General features: G+C 65.8%; 20 protein-coding genes and 1 pseudogene. 11 read left to right on the top strand and 10 right to left on the bottom strand.

Translation table 11 applies throughout. The features are described 5' to 3' along the window. Positions 1–193: 193 nt before the first annotated feature. Complete coding sequence (locus SAZ01S_RS21145) at positions 194–436, bottom strand: hypothetical protein (RefSeq protein ID WP_084584287.1); 243 nt, start codon at positions 434–436, stop codon at positions 194–196. A 257-nt stretch (positions 437–693) separates the two neighbouring features. Between SAZ01S_RS21145 and SAZ01S_RS21140 the strand changes: the two genes are divergently transcribed. After that, on the top strand, positions 694–1,596 hold the full coding sequence (locus SAZ01S_RS21140; protein WP_084584285.1) for a manganese catalase family protein: 903 nt from the start codon (positions 694–696) through the stop codon (positions 1,594–1,596). 42 nt (positions 1,597–1,638) lie between these two features. Here the strand turns inward: SAZ01S_RS21140 and SAZ01S_RS21135 are convergent, their stop codons facing one another. The 5 genes from SAZ01S_RS21135 to ligK all read right to left on the bottom strand — a co-directional run bounded on the left by SAZ01S_RS21135 (position 1,639) and on the right by ligK (position 6,969). Next, complete coding sequence (locus tag SAZ01S_RS21135; RefSeq protein WP_245825088.1) at positions 1,639–3,006, bottom strand: Coenzyme F420 hydrogenase/dehydrogenase, beta subunit C-terminal domain; 1,368 nt, start codon at positions 3,004–3,006, stop codon at positions 1,639–1,641. Continuing rightward, positions 2,999–4,114, bottom strand: coding sequence for a polysaccharide pyruvyl transferase family protein (locus SAZ01S_RS21130; RefSeq protein ID WP_084584289.1), 1,116 nt, complete (start codon positions 4,112–4,114; stop codon positions 2,999–3,001). Before SAZ01S_RS21130 ends, SAZ01S_RS21135 begins: the two co-directional genes overlap by 8 nt. 126 nt (positions 4,115–4,240) lie before the next feature. Then, positions 4,241–5,116: an amidohydrolase family protein gene (locus SAZ01S_RS21125; protein WP_084584282.1), complete on the bottom strand. Its 876-nt coding sequence runs from the start codon at positions 5,114–5,116 to the stop codon at positions 4,241–4,243. Beyond that, complete coding sequence (locus SAZ01S_RS21120; protein ID WP_084584280.1) at positions 5,113–6,165, bottom strand: 4-oxalomesaconate tautomerase; 1,053 nt, start codon at positions 6,163–6,165, stop codon at positions 5,113–5,115. Before SAZ01S_RS21120 ends, SAZ01S_RS21125 begins: the two co-directional genes overlap by 4 nt. 129 nt (positions 6,166–6,294) lie before the next feature. After that, positions 6,295–6,969: a 4-carboxy-4-hydroxy-2-oxoadipate aldolase/oxaloacetate decarboxylase gene (gene ligK / locus SAZ01S_RS21115; RefSeq protein ID WP_084584279.1), complete on the bottom strand. Its 675-nt coding sequence runs from the start codon at positions 6,967–6,969 to the stop codon at positions 6,295–6,297. A gap of 99 nt (positions 6,970–7,068) precedes the next feature. Between ligK and SAZ01S_RS21110 the strand changes: the two genes are divergently transcribed. The 6 genes from SAZ01S_RS21110 to SAZ01S_RS21085 all read left to right on the top strand — a co-directional run bounded on the left by SAZ01S_RS21110 (position 7,069) and on the right by SAZ01S_RS21085 (position 12,399). Then, positions 7,069–8,226, top strand: a complete 1,158-nt coding sequence (locus SAZ01S_RS21110) for a LysR substrate-binding domain-containing protein (protein WP_084584277.1) — start codon at positions 7,069–7,071, stop codon at positions 8,224–8,226. A gap of 64 nt (positions 8,227–8,290) precedes the next feature. Further along, entirely contained in the window at positions 8,291–9,160 is an 870-nt protein-coding gene (locus SAZ01S_RS21105; RefSeq protein ID WP_084584276.1) for an NAD(P)-dependent oxidoreductase, read from the top strand. Continuing rightward, positions 9,157–10,182, top strand: coding sequence for an amidohydrolase family protein (locus SAZ01S_RS21100; RefSeq protein ID WP_084584274.1), 1,026 nt, complete (start codon positions 9,157–9,159; stop codon positions 10,180–10,182). The genes SAZ01S_RS21105 and SAZ01S_RS21100 overlap by 4 nt, the downstream gene beginning before the upstream one ends. After that, positions 10,179–10,589, top strand: coding sequence for a protocatechuate 4,5-dioxygenase subunit alpha (gene ligA / locus SAZ01S_RS21095; protein WP_084584272.1), 411 nt, complete (start codon positions 10,179–10,181; stop codon positions 10,587–10,589). Before SAZ01S_RS21100 ends, ligA begins: the two co-directional genes overlap by 4 nt. Then, on the top strand, positions 10,589–11,434 hold the full coding sequence (locus SAZ01S_RS21090; RefSeq protein WP_084584270.1) for a class III extradiol dioxygenase subunit beta: 846 nt from the start codon (positions 10,589–10,591) through the stop codon (positions 11,432–11,434). The genes ligA and SAZ01S_RS21090 overlap by 1 nt, the downstream gene beginning before the upstream one ends. Before the next feature lie 23 nt (positions 11,435–11,457). Continuing rightward, positions 11,458–12,399, top strand: a complete 942-nt coding sequence (locus SAZ01S_RS21085) for a Gfo/Idh/MocA family oxidoreductase (protein WP_084584268.1) — start codon at positions 11,458–11,460, stop codon at positions 12,397–12,399. Here SAZ01S_RS21085 and SAZ01S_RS21080 read toward each other — a convergent pair. Further along, positions 12,357–13,277 (bottom strand): helix-turn-helix domain-containing protein, encoded by a 921-nt coding sequence (locus tag SAZ01S_RS21080; RefSeq protein WP_084584267.1) that lies wholly within the window; start codon positions 13,275–13,277, stop codon positions 12,357–12,359. The genes SAZ01S_RS21085 and SAZ01S_RS21080 overlap by 43 nt on opposite strands. A 115-nt stretch (positions 13,278–13,392) precedes the next feature. Between SAZ01S_RS21080 and pobA the strand changes: the two genes are divergently transcribed. The 4 genes from pobA (at position 13,393) to SAZ01S_RS21060 (ending at position 18,884) form a co-directional block, all read left to right on the top strand. Then, positions 13,393–14,562, top strand: a complete 1,170-nt coding sequence (gene pobA / locus SAZ01S_RS21075) for a 4-hydroxybenzoate 3-monooxygenase (protein ID WP_084584266.1) — start codon at positions 13,393–13,395, stop codon at positions 14,560–14,562. A 2-nt stretch (positions 14,563–14,564) separates the two neighbouring features. Next, positions 14,565–15,575 (top strand): aldo/keto reductase, encoded by a 1,011-nt coding sequence (locus tag SAZ01S_RS21070; protein ID WP_084584265.1) that lies wholly within the window; start codon positions 14,565–14,567, stop codon positions 15,573–15,575. A gap of 1,170 nt (positions 15,576–16,745) precedes the next feature. Beyond that, a complete protein-coding gene (locus SAZ01S_RS21065) occupies positions 16,746–17,864 on the top strand; it encodes a DUF47 family protein (protein WP_245825090.1) in 1,119 nt (372 codons plus the stop codon). A 6-nt stretch (positions 17,865–17,870) separates the two neighbouring features. Beyond that, a complete protein-coding gene (locus SAZ01S_RS21060; RefSeq protein ID WP_084584261.1) occupies positions 17,871–18,884 on the top strand; it encodes an inorganic phosphate transporter in 1,014 nt (337 codons plus the stop codon). Between the two features lie 682 nt (positions 18,885–19,566). Here the strand turns inward: SAZ01S_RS21060 and SAZ01S_RS21050 are convergent. The 3 genes and pseudogenes from SAZ01S_RS21050 to SAZ01S_RS24135 form a co-directional block, all read right to left on the bottom strand. Beyond that, on the bottom strand, positions 19,567–20,709 hold the full coding sequence (locus tag SAZ01S_RS21050) for an IS110 family RNA-guided transposase (protein WP_167693222.1): 1,143 nt from the start codon (positions 20,707–20,709) through the stop codon (positions 19,567–19,569). Between the two features lie 522 nt (positions 20,710–21,231). Beyond that, on the bottom strand, positions 21,232–21,666 hold the full coding sequence (locus SAZ01S_RS24675) for a helix-turn-helix domain-containing protein (RefSeq protein ID WP_084584256.1): 435 nt from the start codon (positions 21,664–21,666) through the stop codon (positions 21,232–21,234). Then, positions 21,663–21,936 (bottom strand): annotated as a pseudogene (locus tag SAZ01S_RS24135) (hypothetical protein); the annotation flags it as partial. The gene SAZ01S_RS24675 and the pseudogene SAZ01S_RS24135, both read right to left, overlap by 4 nt.

The raw sequence follows: 21,936 nt of genomic DNA, 5'->3' as shown, positions 1-21,936 counted from the left end.
CCTGCGGGAAGGGGGCGGGGGGAGGGTGCGACGTGGAGGTTCTTTCTGAACCGGCGTCGCCTGCTACCCTTACTCACCCTCCCAGTATCAGGTGAACAGCGCCCCGCGCTGTTCAGGCCATGCTGGGGGCATGGCCGACCTGATACTCCCTCCCGCAAGCGGGAGGGGGACAAAGAAGGCAGGAGGAGGTGTCTCACTCCCCCTTGGTCGTCGCGTTCGGGTTCGGCCCGCCCTCATAATTGATATGGCTCTGCCCGCCATGGCCCATCAGATGGCCGGGGCCTTCCTTCTTTGCCTTGTCCGGATAGGGGTTCGGATAGGCGCCGCCTTCGCTTTCGCCTTCGCTGCGGCCATGGGTATCGGCGTCCGAGACGCCGTCGGGCGCGCCCTTGCGCGCGTCGCCGCCACTCGCTTGCATCGGCTGTTTGTCGCTCATTCGCCAAGCTCCTGATTTCCTGGGGTTCTTCCGGATCAACGAAGCGGCGCGCGCGCCCGTTCCTTTGATCGGATACGTCGCTCACGCCTCTCGCAGCAGCTAAGTTGAAGAACCCGGAACGAGCCGCGTCGACGGCGGGACAGGGGATCCATTTTCACCCAGGTTAACCGTCAAAAGAATCGATCAGTATCGAAGCCATTGAAACAACGGGTAAATCCAGCCGCTCTTGGGATGTACCCCACCCAAGGAGAGACGGCATGTTCATGCACAACAAGCGGCTGCAATATACCGTGCGCGTAGCCGAGCCCAATCCGGTGCTCGCCTCGCTGATGCTCGAGCAGTTCGGCGGGCCGGACGGCGAGCTGGCCGCGGCGATGCGCTACTTCACCCAAGGCCTTGCAGAGGACGATCCCGGCCGCAAGGACCTGCTGCTCGACATCGCCACCGAGGAGCTGAGCCATCTCGAGGTGATCGGATCGATCGTCGCGATGCTCAACAAAGGCGTGAAGGCGCATATCTCCGAAGGCGATATGGAAGAGGCCGAGCTCTACATGTCGCTGACCCAAGGCGGCAACAGCCACACCCAGGCGATCCTCTATGGCGGCGGCCCCGCGCTGACCAACTCGGCGGGCGTGCCGTGGACGGCGGCCTATGTCGACAGCCGCGGCGATCCGACCTGCGACTTGCGCTCGAACATCGCCGCCGAGAGCCGCGCCAAGATCGTCTATGAGCGGCTGATCAACCTCACCGACGATGCCGGCATCCAGGACGCGCTCAAGTTCCTGATGACGCGCGAGGTGGCGCACCAGAAATCGTTCGAGAAGGCGCTCTATTCGATCGAGGACAATTTCCCGCCGGGCAAGCTGCCGGGCGTGCAGGAATATGCGAGCATGTACGTCAACACCTCGCAGGGCGAGGGCGACATGCGGGGCCCTTGGAACGACGGGCCGGAATGGGACCGGGTCGACGATCTCCAGCAGACGCTGCCGGCCGACAAGGGCGACGGCATGCCGACGGTAACGCTGGGCTCGGCCGATACCGCCGCGCTGACCCAGCTGGCCGAGCGGACCAAGTCCGATCCCTCGACAAACCCGACCACCGGCGCGGATCTTGCCGCCGGGCCGGGTGCGGGACGCACCAAGAGCGACGTGGACGCCTGAAGCTTCCGCTTCCCGGCCGGGCACTGCTCGGCCGGGACTCGTTCAGCGGCGCTCGAGCCTGTCGAGCCAGGCGCCGAGCCGGCCGCGCGAATAGGTGAGCGCCTGGTAGAGGCCGAGCGCGGCTTTGGCCCAGCGGAGATACAGCCCCGGCATGCCCAGCCGATCCGCTGCCCAGGCGATACGGTGGCTCCAGGCGGCGATCTCGGCGCGGGTGCGATAGACCAGCTTGCGCCGCCACCCGATCCCTGCAGCGTTCGGCGCCACGCGCTTGCTCGGCCGAATACCGCGCCGTGCCCAGGTCAGCCGATAGGCAAGCCCTTCGCGGCGATGGCGCAGCCCGGCATCCTGCGTGCCGGCGATGAAGTCGGCGTCCACTGCGTCGAGCGCCAGCCGCCCCTCGCCGATCGCCGCCGCCACCATGTCGCGCAGCAGGGGTGCGCGCACGATCACGACATTGGTGCCGCGCCCGTCGGAGGCATAGGGCTCCACCCAGGCATCGCCGAACGCGATATCGGCGGTTTCGGCGACCACGTCGTCGCACAGGTTGCACGCGCTGTTCTGGAAGAAGCCGGCGCCCCAGTCGCCGTCCGCCAGATGCCACCAGTCCTGCCAGCGGGCGCTGCCGTCGGTCAGCGTCAGGTGCGCGGTGTACCAGTTGGCTGGGCGATCGTCGTCCTTGCGGCGATAGTCCACGGCGGTGACCGCGCCCGGATCGACGTCCAGCTGCCAGGCGAAGCTGTCGACCAGCCGCCCGCTCTTCATATGCCCGCAGAACAGGCCGAGCGTGGTGGTGATCCGCTCCGCCAGCATCGGCTCGGCGGCGCGGGCAAGGTGCACCGCCTTGACGAAGCAGGGCACGCCTACGACCGCATAGCGCCCGGGCACGCGACGGATTTCGTCGAGCACATGGGCAAGATGCACCGGATGGTAGCGCGAGCGCGCACCCTCGGCGATCTGGTCGAGGCTGCGCGAGATGCGATAGCCGAAATGCGGCGCACCGGGGCCGGGCAGCGGCACGACATGCGCGACCCCGTCGATCAGCCCCCGCCGCAACAGTTCGGCCGCGACCCAGCTGACCATGCCGCCCGAGCTGCCGCCGGCGCGGAAATGCCCTTCCGCGACATGCCCGACATAGGCGGTTTCGAAGCGACCGATCCGCTGGTCGGCGATCGGCGCGGCGGGGAAGCGATCCTCGGCGATCGCGTTCTCGTCCGCCGCCCGGGGGGAGAAGGGGCAGGTGGCGGCGAAGCGCGGCGTCGGCGTCTCGCGCCAGCCCGGCGGCCCCTGGGGCTTGAGCTGGCGATAGCCGTCCCAGCCCATATGCCCGCCGCCGCCGTCCGACGCGCAGCCGCCGCAGCCGATACACAATCCGGAGCGAACAATGGCGGCCGGGCTGGGCGCCTCAGCCAAGCACCTTGTCCAGATAGGCGTTGGACTGGTCACGCATCGCGAGGATGCGGCCGGCGATGGCGTCGTCGAGCGGCACGTCGAGGATCGCGCCGAGATTGATCGGCGCGCCGGGGACGAGCAGATGGCGCTCGGCGCCGAGCAGCGCGGTCAGGTCGCGGACCTTGTTCATACGGTAGGAGGAGGTCGCGCACGCGAACGGCACGCCATTGACCAGCGCGAACACGCAGCCATGGAAGAAGTTGGTGAGCACCGCGTCCGCGCCGGCCATCGCCGCGGCGAAATCGTGCGGGCCCGCGTCGAGCCATTGTTCGTCGGCCCAGTCGTTGCGATAGCCGATGCTGATCAGGCGGATTCCGCGCGCGGCGGCCCAGCGCCGCGCTGCTTCGGCGAAATCCTGCGGAAGGCCATGGCCGTAGACCAGCCCGTAGCGCCCTTCCGGCACCGGCGTCGCCGCATCGGCGGCGGGCGGGAATTGCAGGCAGGGATCGAGCACCAGCGCCGGAATTCGGCCGATCGCCTCTTGCACCAGCCGCTGGCTGTTCTCGTCGCGCACCGCGATCATGTCGAACCGGCGGAGCTGGTCCTGCCAATAGGGATCGAGCCCGGCATCGGCGTCATAGCTGCCGAAGCTGGCGGCATAGGCGGCGACGCATTCGGCGTTGAGCCCCTGGCCGAAGAAGATCGAGGCACCGCCATACCAGGGATGGCGCAGGTTCCACACCTCGTCGCTGCCGACCAGCACGGTGTCGACATGCGGCATCTCGATCGGGTCGACCAGGTCGAAGCCCGGCGAGAGCGGCAGCGCATCGAACGCGCAGAGGAACTTGCGCAGCTTGGCGCCGTAGCGCCGCCGATCCTCGGCGCTGGCGCGCACCGGCAGCGTCGGCTGCAGCGCCCCCCGCCATTCGGCGCGGGTGACCCGCGGCGATTCATGGTCGAGCAGCATCACATGGTGGCCGCGCGCATGTACCCCCTCCACCAGGCAGCGCGCCTGCCAATAGGAGCCATAGTTGATGCAGCGATGGAAGGTGAGGATGCCGACGCTGCGGGTCTCCTCCCGCAGGTCATAGAGTCGCGTCGAAGAATCGTCGGTACCGGGAAGCTTCATGCGCGCGCGCATCCGGTGCCGAAAACGGCCGAAGCCATGTGCTGTCCTCCCTCTGGTTTCGCCATGAACGAGGGGGAGGGCGTGCGGTTGCGCCTTAAGCCTAAAAATTGAAGGTTAACGTTGGCGTCAGCAGGTCTCGGGCCAGTAGAGCCGCATCGGATTGGCGACGAGCAGCTTGTGCTGGAGTTCCGGCGTCGGGGCGATGCGCGGGATCATGTCGACAAGCGCGCCGTCGTCGGGAATCGCATCCTGCATGTTGGGGTGCGGCCAGTCGGTGCCCCACAGCACGCGGTCCGGATAGTCGGCGACCAGCGGGGCGACGGCGCGGGCGAAATCGTCCCAGGGCGGGCCCTTGGCATCGAGCCGGTCGGGGCAGGTGACCTTGGTCCAGATGTCGTCGCGGCTGTCGAGCAGCGCGCGGAACGCCTGCATGTCGGCGCCTTCCGGACCCTGTGCCACGTCCGGTCGGCCCATATGGTCGATCACCAGCAATGTCGGGATCGCGTCGAGGAACGGCCGCAGCTCGGCGAGGATGTCCGCCTCGAAATAGACCACCACGTGCCAGCCGAGCGGCTGAATGCGGCGGGCGACCTCGAGAAACTTGTCCTTGGGCGCGTCGTCGACGAGGCGCTTGAGGAAGTTGAAGCGCACGCCGCGAATGCCGCCGGCGTGGAGTGTCTCCAGCTCGGCATCGCTGATCGCGGGATCCACGACGGCGACGCCGCGGGCGCGACCCTCCGACTTGGCGATGGCGTTGAGCGTCGCGGCATTGTCGGTGCCGTGGCAGCTCGCCTGGACGATCACGTTGCGCGAAAAGCCGAGCCGGTCGCGTAAGCCGAACAGCATCTCGGGCCCGGCATCCTCGGGCAGATACTTGGCCTTGGCGCTGAACGGGAACGCGGCCATCGGCCCAAAGACATGGCAATGCGCGTCCACTGCGCCCGGCGGCGGGGTGAAGCGCGGCACGCTGGGATCGGCGTGCCAGCTGGTGATGCGGCTCATGCGAAAACCTCTCCGTCCATCAGCTTGCGCGCGGTGCGCAGCATCGCCGCGGTGACCACCGCGCCCTGTTCGTCCAGTTCCATCACGCAGGTGGTCTCGCCGCTGGGGTGCTCGACCGACAGCGTCTTGCGTCGCCCTTCGGGGATCACCGCGACCTCGGCCGCGGGCGAGCCGGCCAGCAGGCAAGCGGTGGCGACGCTCACCGCACCGAGCACGCCGATCGAGGCATGCGCGCGGTGGGGGATGAAGCTGCGCACCGTCACCGCGCCGCCGTTGCGGGGCGGGGCGACGAGCATCATCTTGGGCACCGACTTCTCGCGCACGTCGCCGAGGTGCATGCGTTCGCCCACCGCCAGCCGGATCGCCTCGATGCGGGCCTTCAGCGCCGTGTCGGCGTCGAGCGTTTCGCGATCCTCATAGCCGGTGACGCCGACATCCTCGGCCTTCAGCACCACGCAGGGCATGCCGTTGTCGATCAGCGTGACGGGGACGCCTTCCACCACGTCCACGACATTGCCGCTCGGCAGCAGCGCACCGCAGGACGAGCCGGCGGTGTCGCGGAATTCGAGCGGGATCGGCGCGGCGGTGCCGGGCACGCCGTCGATCCGGGCGTCGCCGGCATAGGTGACGCGGCCGCCGGGCGTCTGCACCGTGGCCACGGCCTGTTGGCCGGTATTGACCAGATAGACGCGGACGTGCGTCTCGCCGTCCTGCGCGTCGACCAGTCCGCGCTCGATCGCGAACGGGCCGACGCCGGCGAGGATGTTGCCGCAATTCTGTGCGTCCGAGACGATCGCCTGATCGACGAACACCTGAAGAAACAGATAGTCGACATCGGCGCCGTCGCGGGTCGATTTGGACACCACCGCGACCTTGCTCGTCAGCGGATCGGCGCCGCCCATGCCGTCGATCTGGCGCGGATCGGGCGAGCCCATGATGCGCAGCAGGAAGGCGTCGCGCGCGGCGGTGTCGGCGGGCAGGTCCGCGGCGAGGAAGAACGCGCCCTTCGAGGTGCCGCCGCGCATCCACATCACGCGGGCGGCGGTCATGCGGCGTACTCCACTTCTGTCATCCCCGCGGAGGCGGGGATCCATTCGCAAATCGCTTCCGGCAGGCGCCGCGACGGCACGGGCAATGGATCCCCGCCTGCGCGGGGATGACGGCTGTTGGCGCGTGGCTCAGACATATTTCAGCCCCATCTCTTCGAGGCGCGGGCGCATGTTGTAGATGTCGAGCCCGAGTTCGCCCGCCGCCAGCCGCTGGCGCTTAGCCTCCTCCAGCGCCTCGCGCGCCTGGGCTTTTTCCAGCACCGCGGCAGCTTCCGCGCGCGGGACCACGCACACGCCGTCGTCATCGGCCACGATCACGTCGCCCGCGTTGACCAGCGCATTGGCGCAGACCACCGGCACGTTGACCGAGCCGAGCGTCGCCTTGATCGTGCCCTGCGCATGCACCGCCTTGGACCAGACCGGGAAGCCCATCGCGGTCAGGTCGCGCACGTCGCGCACGCCGGCGTCGATGATCAGCCCGCGACAGCCGCGCGCCTGTGCCGAGGTGGCGAGCAGGTCGCCGAAATAGCCGTCGGTGCAGGGGCTGGTGGGCGCCAGCACGAGGATGTCGCCGTCGCGCAGCTGCTCGATCGCGACATGGACCATCCAGTTGTCGCCCGGCGGCGCGGAGATCGTCACGGCGCTGCCGGCGATGCGGGCGCCGGTATAGATGGGGCGCAGGTGCGGCGCGAGCAGGCCGGTGCGGCCCTGCGCTTCGTGGACCGTGGCCACGCCGGCATGGGCGAGACCGTCGATCACCGCAGGATCGGCGCGCTCGATATTCTGGACGACGACACCCGACATGGCAGCTCCTCTACACTTTTGCCGGTGAGGTGCGCGCGATGGACCGGCGCGGCCAATCGAAAGGATGGCAGCGCCATTAGTTTTTGCTAATCGTGGTGCGTGCAGGTCGATCAGCTCAATATCCGCCACCTCGCCGCCATGGCCGCGGTGGTGCGGCTGGGCAGCGTCAGCCGCGCGGCCGAGGCGGTGAATCTCACCCAGCCCGCCGCCACCCAGGGCATCGCCAAGCTGGAGGCGCAGCTGGGGCTTGCGCTGTTCGAGCGGCGCGCCAGCGGCATGGAAGCCACGCAAGCCGCGCTGCGGCTGGTGCCGCGCGTGGAGGCGGCGCTGCGGCTGATCGGCAGCAGCCGGGTGACGGCGGCGCAGCTTCGCGCCTTCGTGGCGCTGGCGCAGCAGGGGAGCTATCCGGCGGCGGCGCAATTCGCGGGGGTGACGGTGTCGTCGCTCCACCGCGCCGTCGGTGATCTCGGGCTGGCGCTGGGGCAAAGGCTGGTCGACCGACGCGGACGCGGGCTGGTGCTCACCCATCACGGCGCCCAGGTGGCGCGACGGCTGCGGCTGGCGCTGGCCGAGCTGCGTGCGGGCGTGGAAGACATCGGCGAACTGCTCGGGCGCACCTCCGGGCGCATTTCGGTGGGGGCGATGCCGCTGTGCCGCGCGCGTCTGTTGCCCCATGCGATCAACGCCTTCCGTCGCGCGCATCCCGGCATCGACATCGCGATCCACGAAGGCGCGCACGGCGAGCTGGTCGGGCCGCTGCGCGATGGCGAGATCGACCTGATGATCGGCGCGCTGCGCGATCCCGACACGCTGGGCGCCGATCTGGTGCAGGCGCGGCTGTTCGACGACCGCCCGACGATCCTCGGCCGCGCCGGGCATCCGCTGGCGGGCGAGGCGGACCGGCTGGCGGCGCTCCATCGCTACGGCTGGATCGTCCCGCCGGAGGGGACGCCGCTGCGCACCCTGTGGCGCAACCTGTTCGATGCGATCGGCGGGCCGTTGCCGCCGGTGCCGATCGAATGCGGATCGGTGATCACCATCCGCGAACTGCTCCAGGCGGGCGACGAGCTGACCCTGCTCTCGGTCGACCAGCTTGCGGTGGAGCTTGCCGCCGGCATGGTGATCGATCTCGGCCCGGCACCCGGCGCGGTGACCCGCACGATCGGCGTCACCCACCGTACCGACTGGCGGCCCACCCGCGCCCAGGCCGGGTTCCTGGCGGTACTGCACGCCTCGGCAGCGCAGCTCTATACGTAAAATCTTATAGCATCCGGGCGGATTCGATTGGCCGGGTCCCGCAGCCTCGGCCATGCCGCGTCCCATGCAAGACAGGATCGCCCTGATCGGCTTTGGAGAGGCTGGTTCCACCTTCGCCCGCGCCGGCGGCTGGGAGGCGGCGTGCGTGTTCGACCGCAAGACCGAGACCGCCGAGGCCAAGGCGATGCAGGCGCGCTATGACGAGGCGGGCGTGACCGGCGCCGCGACGCTTGCCGAGGCGCTGGCCGGCCGCCCGCTGGTCCTGTCGCTCGTCACCGCCGACCAGGCGCTCGCTGCTGCCGAGGCGGCTGCCCCGCATCTCGCACCGAACGCGCTCTATTGCGACGGCAACAGCGTCGCGCCCCAGACCAAGCAGGCCGCCGCGCGTGCCGTGGAGGCAGCGGGCGCACATTATGTCGACCTTGCCATCCTCGCGCCCGTCGATCCCGCCCGGCTCGCCGTGCCGCTGCTGCTGAGCGGCGGGCAGGCGGTGGCTGCGGTGGAAGCGCTGGCCGCGCTCGGCTTCCAGAACCTCCGCATCGCCGGCGACGCGGTCGGTCGCGCCTCGTCGATCAAGATGATCCGATCGGTAATGGTGAAGGGCATCGAGGCGCTGACTGCCGAATGCGTGCTGGCCGCCGAAGCGGCGGGCGTGCGCGACGAGGTGCTCGCCTCGCTCGACGCGAGCGAGCGGCCGCGCCCCTGGGAGGCGCGCGCCGACTATAATCTCGACCGCATGCTGATCCACGGGCTGCGCCGGGCGGCCGAGATGGAGGAAGTGGTCAAGACGCTGGAGGCGCTGGGCACGGGCGCCGAGATGACCCGCGGCACCGTGCGCTGCCAGCGCGCGATCGGCGCGCTTGGGCTCGGCACACCACCCGAGGGGCTGGCCCCCAAGCTCGCCGCGATCGAGGAGAGGACGAAACCCGCATGACGATGATCATCGATTGCCACGGCCACTATACCGTGCTCCCCAAGGGGCATGATGCGTGGCGCGAGGCGCAGAAGGCCGCCTTCAAGGCCGGCGAGGCGGCGCCGCCTTACCCGCACATCAGCGACGACGAGATCCGCGAGACGATCGAGGCCAACCAGCTGCGCCTGATCAAGGAGCGCGGCGCCGACCTCACCATCTTCTCGCCGCGCGCCTCGGCGATGGCGCCGCATGTCGGCGACGAGACCGTCGCGAAGGAATGGGCGCGGCGCTGCAACGACCTGATCGCCCGCGTCGTCGGCCTCTATCCCGAAACCTTTGTCGGCGTGTGCATGCTGCCGCAGAGCCCCAAGGCCGATATGCAGGGTTCGGTCGAGGAGCTGGAACGCTGCGTCACCGAGCTCGGCTTCATCGGCTGCAACCTCAATCCCGATCCGGGCGGCGGCCATTTCACCCATCCGCCGCTCACCGACCGCTACTGGTACCCCTTCTACGAGAAGATGGTCGAGCTGGACGTGCCGGCGATGATCCATGTCTCGGGAAGCTGTAACCCGGCGATGCACGCGACCGGCGGCTATTACATCGCCGCCGACACGGTGGCGTTCATGCAGCTGCTCGAAGGCGATCTGTTCAAGGATTTCCCGACGCTGCGCTTCATCATTCCGCATGGCGGCGGCGCGGTGCCCTATCATTGGGGGCGCTATCGCGGGCTGGCGGACATGCTGAAAAAGCCGTCGCTCGACACGCATCTGATGCACAACATCTTCTTCGATACCTGCGTCTATCACCAGCCGGGCATCGACCTGCTGGCCGATGTAATCGACAACAAGAACATCCTGTTCGGCTCCGAGATGGTCGGCGCGGTACGCGGCATCGATCCCACCACCGGCCATTATTTCGACGATACCAAGCGCTATGTCGACGCGCTGGATATCAGCGATGCCGAGCGTCACGCGATCTTCGAGGGCAATGCCCGCCGCGTCTTCCCGCGGCTCGACGCCAAGCTGAAAGCGAGGGGGCTATGAGCGGCCATACCGACATCCACGCCTATCTGGCCGAGTTCGACGACATTCCCGGCACCCGCGTCTACACGGCGGCGCGGGCGCGGCAGGGCTATTGGATGAACCAGTTCGCGATGAGCCTGATGACGGCCGAAAACCGCGAGCGCTTCAAGGCCGACGAGCGCGCCTATCTCGACGCTTGGCCGCTCAGCGAGGAACAGAAGCAGGCGCTGCTGAATCGCGATTACAATCGCTGCCTCGATCTGGGCGGCAACATCTATTTCCTCGCCAAGCTCTTTTCCACCGACGGCCTCAGCTTTCTGCAGGCGGTCGGCACCATGACGGGGATGAGCCCGCAGGACTATCAGGCGATGATGATCGCCGGCGGCCGTTCGCCGGAGGGCGTCCGCTCGATCCGGGAGAAACGCTGATGGCCCGCATTACCGCCGGCGTGGCGACCAGCCACGTTCCCGCCGTGGGGGCGGCGATCGACCTCGGCAAGACCGCCGAGCCTTATTGGCAGCCGGTGTTCGCCGGCTATGACTGGTCGAAACAATGGATCGCGGGCGAGAAGCCCGATGTCGTGATCCTGGTGTATAACGACCATGCCTCGGCGTTCGACATGCGGGTGATCCCCACCTTCGCGATCGGTTGTGCCGAGCGCTACGGAATCTGCGACGAAGGCTGGGGTCCGCGTCCGGTGCCCGACGTGATCGGCCATCCCGATCTTGCCTGGCACATCGCGCAGAGCTGCATCCTCGACGAGTTCGACATGACCATCGTCAACGAGATGCAGGTCGATCACGGCCTCACCGTGCCGATGAGCCTGCTGTTCGGCCAGCCCGAGGCATGGCCCGTCAAGGTCGTGCCGCTGGCGGTGAACGTCGTCACCTATCCGCCGCCCTCGGGCAATCGCTGCTGGCTGCTCGGCGAGGCGATCGCCCGCGCGGTGGAAAGCTATCCCGAGGACCTCAACGTGCAGGTCTGGGGCACCGGCGGCATGAGCCACCAGCTCCAGGGCCCGCGCGCCGGTCTGATCAACGCCGCATGGGACAATCGCTTCCTCGATCTGATGAGCGGCCCCAATGGCGACGCACTGCGCGCCATCCCGCATATCGAATATCTGCGCGAGACCGGCTCCGAAGGGATCGAGATGGTGATGTGGCTGATCATGCGCGGCGCGCTGGGGCGCGACGTGCGGGCGCTGCATCGCCATTACCATGTGCCTGCTTCCAACACCGCGGTCGGGCATCTCGTGCTCGAACCCGTCCGCTGATCCAGAACCTACAGGAGAGACCCATGCGTATTGCCCTGGCCGGCGCCGGCGCGTTCGGCGAAAAGCATCTCGACGGGCTGAAGCTGATCGACGGCGTGGAAATCACCTCGATCATCAGCCGCACCGCCGATCAGGCCGCTGCGGTCGCCGAGAAATATGGCGCCAAGCATCATTCGACCGAGCTGGCCGATGCACTGGCCCGCGACGATGTCGACGCGGTGATCCTCTGCACGCCCACCCAGATGCACGCGCAGCAGGCGATCGCCTGCATGAACGCAGGCAAGCACGTCCAGGTCGAGATCCCGCTGGCGGACAGCTGGGCGGATTCGCAGGCGGTGCTGGCCAAGCAGCAGGAAACCGGCCTAGTGTGCATGGTCGGCCATACCCGCCGGTTCAATCCCAGCCATCAATGGGTGCACAACCGCGTCACCGCGGGCGAACTGGCCGTGCAGCAGATGGACGTGCAGACCTATTTCTTCCGTCGCAAGAACATCAACGCCAAGGGCCAGCCGCGCAGCTGGACCGACCATCTGCTGTGGCACCACGCCGCGCACACGGTGGACCTGTTCGCCTATCAGGCGGGCAAGATCGTGCAGGCGCATGCGGTGCAGGGGCCGATCCATCCCGAACTCGGCATCGCCATGGACATGTCGATCCAGCTCAAGAGCGAAAGCGGCGCGATCTGCACCCTGTCGCTCAGCTTCAACAATGACGGGCCGCTGGGGACGTTCTTCCGCTATATCTGCGACAACGGCACCTATATCGCCCGCTACGACGATCTGGTGGACGGCAAGGAAGCGCCGATCGACGTGAGCAAGGTCGATGTGTCGATGAACGGCATCGAGCTGCAGGACCGCGAATTCGTTGCGGCGATCCGTGAGGGGCGGGAGCCGAACAGCTCGGTGGCCAAGGTGTTCGACTGCTACCGCGTGCTCGGCGAGCTGGAGGCGCAGCTGGCGGGGTGAGCCCTGGTCGCCGCGCGTTTGCGGAAACCGCGCGGCGACACCCCCACATGCCGTGCGAAGAAGCGCGAGAAATAGGCCGGGTCCTCGAACCCGACCGCGTCGGCGATCTCGCCCACCGACAGGTTCGAATAGAGCAGCAGCCGCCGCGCCTCGAGCAGCGTGCGGGCGTCGAGCATCGCCGCCGGGCTGCTGCCGGCGACCCGCGAACAGGCGAGCCGCAGCGCGGTGATGCTCACCCCCAGCGCGCGCGCATGCACGCCCACCGGCTCGCGAAGGCGGAACCGCTCCTCGATCCGCGCCCGCAGCCGCGCGACGATCTCCGCCTCCCGCCGAGCGGCCATGCCGGTGCCGCCCGCCGGCCGCGCCTGCCGCAGGCCGCGCACGAGGATGCCGAGCAGCGCCGACTCCACTGCCGCGCGCTGGCCCGGTGCCGCCCAGTTCAGCTCCTGCTGCACCGCGCCGAGCAGCGTCGCCACCGCATCGCGCTCGTCGGTGCGCAGCGACAGCGCCCGGGGCGCGCGGAACAGTACCTCCAGCGCCGGATCGCGCCGGGCGAGCTCGGCGAAATAGGCATCTGCGATGGTGCAGACCCAGCCTTGCGACTCGCGGTGCCATTGAAACCCATGGACGATGCCCGCCGGCACCAGCAGCAGCGCCGGCGCCTCGAACGCCGCCGTCTCCGCCTCGGCCGTCATCGCGCCGCCGCCCTCGGCGATCAGGATCACATGGTGCAGATCGCGGTGCAGGTGCGGGCGGATCGTCCATTCGCTCGGGCGCGAGCGATCGTCGAGGCTTTCGACATGGACAAAGCCTTCGGCGACGCCGCGCTGCGGCTCTCCGTACAGGTAAAAGGCGGGGACGGCACCGCGTTCGCGCATCCCCAAAGTGTCGCAGGTTCGGGCGAATCATCCAAGTAAAAGGTTGACCTGTCCCTCCCGTCCTTCCGCCGCCTGCCGCACCATGCTGCGCAACAAGAGACAAGGAGAGGCGCATATGCGAACCCAGGTTGCGATCATCGGCGCAGGGCCTGCCGGCCTGCTGCTCGGCCATTTGTTGCGGGCCGAGGGGATCGAGGTGGTGGTAGTCGAGCGGGCGACACCCGACTATGTCCTCGGCCGCATCCGCGCCGGCGTGCTCGAGCGGACCGCAACGATGCTGATGGAGCGCGTCGGGCTGGCGGATCGCATGCACCGCGAGGGCCTGCCGCATGACGGCTTCGCGCTCGCCGACGGCGACCGGCTGATCCGCATTCCGGTGACCGAGCTCACCGGCCATCATGTGCTGGTCTATGGCCAGACCGAGCTGACCCGCGACCTGATGGACGCGGCGCCGGAACGCGGCCTGCAGGTGATCTACGAAGCCGCCGACGTCGCGCTGCACGATGTCGACAGCGATGCGCCCTACCTCACCTATACGAAGGACGGTCGTGCCGAGCGGATCGACGCCGACTTCCTCTGCGGCTGCGACGGCTTCCACGGCCCCTCGCGCAAGGCGATCCCGGCCAGCGTCGGCACGGCGTTCGAGAAGGTCTATCCGTTCGGCTGGCTCGGCATCCTCGCCGATGTGCCGCCCTGCCACCACGAGCTGATCTACGCCAACCATGATCGCGGCTTCGCGCTCGCCTCGATGCGCTCGGCGACGCGCAGCCGCTACTACATCCAGGTGCCGCTCGACGAGGATCTCGGCGACTGGCCCGACGACCGGCTGTGGGACGAGCTGGCGGTGCGGCTGGGGCCGGAGGCGGCGGCGCACCTCACGCGAGGCCCGGCGCTGGAAAAGTCGATCGCGCCGCTGCGCTCCTTCGTGTTCGAGCCGATGCGCCACGGCCGGCTGCTGCTCGCCGGCGACAGCGCCCATATCGTGCCCCCCACCGGCGCCAAGGGGCTCAACCTCGCCGCGTCGGACGTGCATTATCTCTCCGAGGCGATGGTCCGGCACTTCAAGGCCGGCGATCACGACGCGATCGGTGGCTATTCGCAGCGCGCCCTCGCCAGGGTCTGGAAATCCGAGCGCTTCTCGTGGCAACTGACCCGGCTGATGCATCGTTTTCCCGAAAGCGATGCGTTCGATCGCCGGATGCAGCTGGCCGACCTGGACTATATCGCCACGTCGCGCGCGGCCCAGACGACGATCGCCGAAAACTATGTAGGATTGCCGCTCTGACCATGCCGACGCTGCCCACCCGCCAGATTGGCCCGTTCACCGTCTCGGCGATCGGGCTCGGCTGCATGAACCTCAGCCACGCCTATCTGCCGCGCCCCGATGCGGCGGCGGCGGAGCGGCTGCTGCTCCATGCGCTCGATTCGGGGGTGACCTTCCTCGACACCGCCGCGCTCTATGGCTTCGGCGCGAACGAGGGACTGCTCGGCCGCACCGTGATGCACCGCCGGGCCGAGTTCACGCTGGCGAGCAAGTGCGTGCTCGGCGGATCGGACGGCAAGCGCGGGCTGGACGGCAGCCCGGAGGCGATCGCCCGCACGCTGGAGGACTCGCTCCGCCGGCTGAACACCGAGCATATCGACCTTTATTATCTCCACCGGCTCGATCCCAACGTGCCGATCGAGGACTCGGTCGGCGCGCTCGCCCGGGCGGTGGAGGCGGGCAAGATCGGTGCGATCGGCTTGTCGGAGATGTCGGCGGCGACGCTGCGGCGCGCGCACGCGGTGCACCCGATCGCCGCGATGCAGACCGAATATTCGCCCTGGACGCGCAATCCGGAAATCGCGGTGCTCGATGCCTGCGCGGAACTGGGCACGGGCTTCGTCGCCTTTTCGCCGGTCGCGCGCGGCCTGTTGGCGGGGGGCGTGGGGCCCGAGGGCGTGCCGGACGGAGACCTGCGCGGTGGCATGCCGCGCTTCCAGGGCGAGAATCTTGCGCGGAATCTGGAAATGGCGGCGCGCTTCCGCGCGATCGCGGAGGGGGCCGGGTGCACCATGGCGCAGCTCTGCATGGCCTGGGTGCTTTCGCGGCGGGACTTCATCGTGCCGATCCCGGGCACCACCCGGATCGACCATCTCGACGATCTGCTCGGTACGTTTGCGCACCCACTCCCGGCGGAGGTCCTGGTAGCGGTGGACACCCTGTTCCCGCCGAATGCGGCCGCGGGCGCGCGCTACGCAAAGGCGGCGCAGGCGCAGGTGGATACCGAGATTTGGGGGGACGAACCGCTGGATTGAAGGGAAAGCTGACCACGTCCGGGGTTGGGGCGGCGATTCGCGGGAGCTATCGTCAGGGCTGCTCCCGCACCTGAAAACGAGATTGCTTCGAACTCAATGTTGATCAAGCGGGCCAGCACGGGACCGCCTTGAAGGAGTTCCACCCAGAATCACGTCAGTACGCCGGGATGAACCGCAAGATCGCGTCCATCGCCCTCGGCATAGCGTCAAGAGTCTTTGGCGGCTTTGACGGCACTAGCGGATATGCCTTCTCTATTGTCTCACATGAGATCGGGGAATTGATGGAGCGGGACGCTGCCGCTTGCACTGCGTAGGATAAAAGCGTGTCCAAACGACCCTTTTCGGGTCGGTTTGGCGCTTGGTGAAATGGGTAAGTGGCGGAGCGGGAGGAAGCCAGAGTATGACCGCAAAGCTTTGATTTAGCATCTTAATGTGTGCTGCTCCGCGCAGCGCCCCCACATTTTCCCCCACAGTTTGGATGAGATTGCCAGGTACGATCTGGCACGACTTGCGGCCGACACGCGTCCTATTCTCAGCCGATCGGCTGAGTTTGGCGTATGGTCGCGCGCAGGGCGCCTGTCCGAAATTAGGCGCGAGCCGCTGGGCAGATTTCCTCTGGACGGTTGTCAGCATGTGCCGTCCAAACGCTCTCACGGCGAAAACACGGGTTCGAGTCCCGTAGGGTCACCAGCCTTTTCAAAGGCTTACCTGCTGGATGGCTGCACGAATGTGCAATTTACTGCAAATTTACTGCAAAACCGTAGCTGGAAATCGGCGGACTTTCACGGATTGTTCTAGGGGCCCACGGCGTCGATATCCGCAGCTGGCGGGACTCTGGCGAGTGTCTGATTCGCACCCAAGACTCAACCTTTCCACCTCCCTCCGGGATATCCGCCGGCCACCATCATGGGCGCATCGCTCCCGGCACGTGGCGACCAGAATGCGTCGTTCAGCGGATCGAGTGCTAACGGCCGCTTTTGCGGCGAACTGCCATCCGACGACACGATGAAGTTGCTTGCCTAGGCCTCCCAGCAACGTGATCAATCTCCGCCCGGGTCCGCAATGGAGGCAGTAAGAGCAATAGCGCTCCAGCTACGTCTGAGCGGTCTCTACCCTTGCCATCCCGTCACGAACTTGCAACACGATCGAGTCTTACCGGAGCTGAATCCCATTCGCCAGATCGCCGCCTTGCCCTATCGTACCCGCGGTAAAGGAGCCGACGCGGCCGCGCAGGTACTGCTGGTCACATCACGCGGCAGAGGGCGCTGGGTGATTCCGAAGGGCAATCCGAGTTCTGGTCTGAGCAGTCATGCGGCTGCGGTGCTGGAGGCGGAGGAGGAAGCGGGCGTGCAAGGGGTGATTTGCCCCACGCCTCTTGGTTCCTATCGCTATCGAAAGAAGCGCGGCAATGGCGCCTCGCTGATGGTTGACGTGGAAGTGTTTCCTTTCTCGGTCACCCGCGAGCTCGAGACCTGGAAGGAACAGCCCCAGCGGCAGCGTCGCTGGTTCAGTCTGGCGGAAGCGGCCGCCGCCGTCGACGAGCCCGATCTGCGCGACCTGATCCGCTCCTTCGGCCCCGAGGAGTTTCGCGCGGCTACCCGGCGCATGGGGGTGCTCGACACCGTCGTCCAGAAATCAAAGGTCAATCGCATGTTCGCGTGGTTCCAACGCCTGTTGCCGAAATCGGGCAATTTCTTCGAGATGTTCGAGGCGCATGCCGCAACGGTCGTCGCCGGTGCCGATGCGCTGGCGCGGCTGCTGCAGGATGGCGGCCCCGACCATATCCGGGAAGTGGTCGAGCGCGAGCACGATGCCGACGAGATCATCCGCCAGGTGCTCCAGACGGTACGCGTCACGTTTCTGACACCGTTCGATCGTGGCGCGATCACCGCGCTGATCGGATCGATGGACGACGCGATCGACGAGATGCAGGCAACGGTTCGCGCGATCGACCTCTACGAGGTCCGCCATTTCGAGCGGGAGATGAAGGACATGGCGGGCATCGTCGTCGATGCCGCTCGGCTCACCCTGGAGGCCATGCCGCTGCTGCGCGACGTCGCGAAGAACGGCGCCCGCCTGCACGAGCTGACCGAGCGACTGGTGCGGATGGAAAGCCATGCCGACGACATCCATGCCGCCGGCCTCAAGCGCGCCTACAAGGAGCTGGGGCCGCAGGATCCGTTGCAGTTCGCCGTGCAGCGCGAGTTGTACAAGCATCTCGAGCGCATCGTCGATGCGTTCGAGGATGTCGCGAACGAGATCGACGGCATCGTCATCGATCACGTCTGATCCACCATGCACGACCTTGCCCTGCCGCTGCTCATCGGGTTGATTATCGTCGCGCTGGCGTTCGATTTTCTGAACGGCCTGCACGATGCTGCCAACGCGATCGCCACCGTCGTCGCGACGCGGCTGCTGAAGCCCGTGCATGCGGTGGCCTTTGCGGCGTTCTTCAACTTCGCCGCCTATTTCCTGACAATTGTGGTGCCGAGCCTGCACAAGGTGGCGGAGACGATCGGCCAGGGGCTGATCGACAAGGACCTGATCACGCCGGGCGTGGTGTTCGGCGCGTTGGTGGGCGCCATGTTCTGGAACGTGGTGACCTGGCTGAAGGGCATTCCTTCTTCGTCGAGCCATGCACTGGTGGGCGGGATGATCGGTGCTGGCGTGGCGCATGCCGGTTTCGAGGGCATTCAGTGGAGCGGGCTCGACAAGACCTTGCTGGCGATCGTGCTGTCACCCACCCTCGGCATGATTTTGGCGATGCTGATCATGCTGGTGACGAGCTGGCTGTTCCGGCGGGCAACCGCGAGCCGCGCGGAGCGATCCTTTCGGATGCTGCACCTGCTTTCTTCTGGTGCCTATTCGCTGAGCCATGGGCTCAACGATGCGCAGAAGACGATGGGCATCATTACCGTGCTCCTCTATTCGACCGGATACCTGCACGGGAAGTTCGAGGTGCCCCACTGGGTGGCGATCAGCTGCTATGTGGCGATCGCGCTCGGCACGATGACGGGCGGCTGGAAGATCATCGAGACGATGGGCTCGCGAATCACCAAACTGTCGCAGCATCAGGGCTTCAGCGCCTCGCTGGGCGGATCTATCGTCCTGTTAGGGGCGTCATGGATGGGAGTGCCGGTATCCACCACGCACACTATTACCGGCGCGGTGATCGGCGCGGGAACTGCTAGGCGCGCATCAGCCGTCCGTTGGGGCGTGGCGAGCGACGTCGTCGTCGCTTGGGTCATCACGTTACCTGCAACTGCGGCCGTCGGGGCGCTTTTCTACGCATTGACCCGGCTTTTCTAAGGGCGGCGGGTGGAACTGATCCTCGCCCTCGACCTCCTGCTTCTCGGAGCGCTGTTCTGGACCTTAGTTCTGCGGCGTTGGAAAGCCGCGTGTGGGTGCCTCCTGGCGCTCATCGGCTCTCTCCCACTGCTATTCCTGCTTATGGGCGGCGCATTCCTGTGGAGTGCGGCGTCTCTCTGCGCTTTAACACTATTAAGTGGAGCCATTATCGCTATGCTTGGTCAGCGCAAGCTCTGACGTGCGCAGAATAAGGACGGTCAGGGTCTAAGCCAAACCGTGATTACAATGCCGGCATGGAAAGGCGCAAGAAGTTCGCCCCTGTCATTACTGGTGGGGACAGCGACGGCGGTCGCCAATTGCGAACGTGCCGGCACGCCAGCTCTCCGGGTAGGCGCCAAATGGTTCGGCTTGTATTCAGCGTCGCTTGGGGCGACGGCATGTTGCCTTGGATGAAATTTCCGCTGATGCTGCGGAGGCCGACCCAAGATTACTAAAGCCGACCTCCGCGTTGAAGCGCCGTTCAACCACTCGCCGTTTGGTCGCATTTTCCCTACCGGCCTGAGCGGGCTATCGCCTGCCGGCCATCAACCCCATGGCCTGCGGAGCTCACCATGCGTCATCAAATAACGAAACATGGAGAGATCTGCACATTCCAGGCGGCGAGATGAAATGATCTGCACCTTCAACCCCGCTGACTCCAAAGTGACGGACTAGGTTCAACATACTCGCTATTATATCTCATAATAGCCCATGCAATACGAGCATTCCTATTAGCTATAGCGATGGTTACAATGCGAGGATGTTTGCGCTCTAACATAGACTTCCATTTGACATCCTGAGGAAGAGCCTTTTTTCGCGCTCGCGCGACGAGGGGCAAAGCGCCAGAGACGAGCAGTCGCCGAAGGTAAGGGTCTCCTCGACGTGTGATGGCACCCAACCGCGCGCGGCCACCTGTCGAATGCTGTCGAGGTGAAAGGCCGAGCCACGAAGCGAAGTGTCGAGCCGTCCGAAATCGCTGCGGGTCGTCGACTGTTGCAGCCAACGCGGTGGCGGTAATCAAGCCCACCCCCGGAATTGTCGCGAGCCGTTTTGAAACTTGGCTCGCCTCATGCCATAGCAATACAATTCGTTCCAGTTTCGTAATTTTCTGATCAATTCGCTTAGCTTGTGCAAGTAGCATATTGCATACCTCAAAAGCCTCACTCGGGATTTTATCTGCGGCGATCCGATTTGCATCGGAAACGTACTTTAGTACATGGCCGGTACCAAGCGGTAAAATCACGCCGAACTCAGCGAGCAAACTCCTCATAAAGTTCAATAGTTGTATCTTTTGCTTTTTTAAAAGCTCACGCGAACGGTGAACCATTAATATTGACTGGCGATCGATCGCCTTTATTGGCACGATTGGGGAAGATGGTTGCATCACCGCGAAGCAAATAGCCTCGGCATCGTTAGCGTCGTTTTTCTGTCCAACTCTGAATGCAGATACAAACTTACCGGGAATGATCGCAACTTCGTGACCTATTGCAGACAATTGCCGAGCCCAATGATGTGCAGCTGCGCCTGCTTCTACTCCTACTTTAAGCCTGGGCAGCCTCTCAAAGAAAGGCGCAACCTGTGAGCGTTTTAAGTTTCGTCGAATTAATAGTTCTCGCTCACCGTCTAAGCAATGTACCTGGAAGTTGCTCTTGGCAATGTCCAGCCCGGCGAATTTGGCTAACTTGACCGAAGATGACATTATCCTGTTTCCTCTAGGCGAAATTGGATTATCAATTTCAGTCGTATCAGGCATTTGTCCGGCCTCCAGTTTGGCGAGTTCCGCCATACAGCCCTGTGCTCCGTCACTTATCGAGGGTGGGCAAGCACGTGCCCTCAGCGCCTTCATTTCTTAGACACGTCGAACGCGCAAACTTGGCAACTCTCGGTTAGATGACGACCAAAATTTCTATGTGAACACGGTTGAACATGTCCACGTATGGCAGATGCCACAGATGCTCGGCTTGCGCGGCAGATCAAAAGGTGCGCAGCGCCGTCGGAGTCGAGGCCTTCATCCTGATGCCTATCAGCCACCCCAATATCCGTGCCAGAAGGGTCTGTCGTTTGACCATCCCGTGCCGGCGGTACGCTGAAGGCTCGCCCGGGCATCATCATTGGGCGGCTATACGCACTCAGATCGCTGTCGATGGGACGCCGGGAACGGTTGATTTCGGCACAAGCTGACGTTCACTGGTTCACTCAGCAACTGCCGTTTTGTCCCACATTCAGACTGTCGCGAAGCCACTTTTAGCAAGGGCCCAAAGCACAGACCCGAGCCAAAGCCCGGACAGCAAAACGACATAAGGTGGGATCAACGAACCACGTCTAGCTGGTCGTTTCGACCATAGAGCGCCGAGATCATACGCTCGACAACAAGGTCTTCAGCTTTTCCCCGCCTCCCCTCGTCCGCCGACGAAAGGTCGCGCCGAATCGCCTCGGGGGTCGAGGCAATGCTCGCTGTCAAAATGGCGTTGGCCAGAAACGGGTGCATGACCTCGGCTAAGGGAAGCCTGGCGCCATCGCCCGCGATCTGGCGGCCACGCTGAAGCAACGCATCGATGCTGGTCATCGGCACAAGGGTGATTGCCCCCACCTTGATCACCCCGATCTCACCAGACTTGATCAGCTCGTAGAACTTGGACCGGCCGATGCCGGTGATGCGGCAGGCATCGGCAATCCGCAGGGTGATGGGCGACAGGTCGGCATTCGGCTTGCTCGGCGTAGGACGCATGGCGCGCTCCTTCATCTGTCCCTCCCCATTTCTGGGGATTGACGGTTGGCGATGCGGTTGTTGGTGTCCCCCCGAGCGATTGCGCGACCGACGAGCTCTACGAAGGCGTCGTAGCGAAGCCGACCGAGGCGCTGCGTCTCCGTATCAACGGCCGGCTGGTGCGCCGTAAGGGTGAGTTGGTGACGGACGAAGAGCCCGAGGGCTTCGGTCAGATAGTCGAGCTTCTGCTCCATCCGGTCGGCGACGCGGTTCTGGCGGTCGAGCCGCGCGCCGAAGCGCTGGTCT

The sequence above is a fragment of the Sphingomonas azotifigens NBRC 15497 genome (assembly GCF_002091475.1).
Taxonomy (GTDB): domain Bacteria; phylum Pseudomonadota; class Alphaproteobacteria; order Sphingomonadales; family Sphingomonadaceae; genus Sphingomonas; species Sphingomonas azotifigens.
The sequence above is the reverse complement of the archived record's forward strand: the minus strand, read 5'-3'. Positions and strand labels throughout refer to the sequence as shown.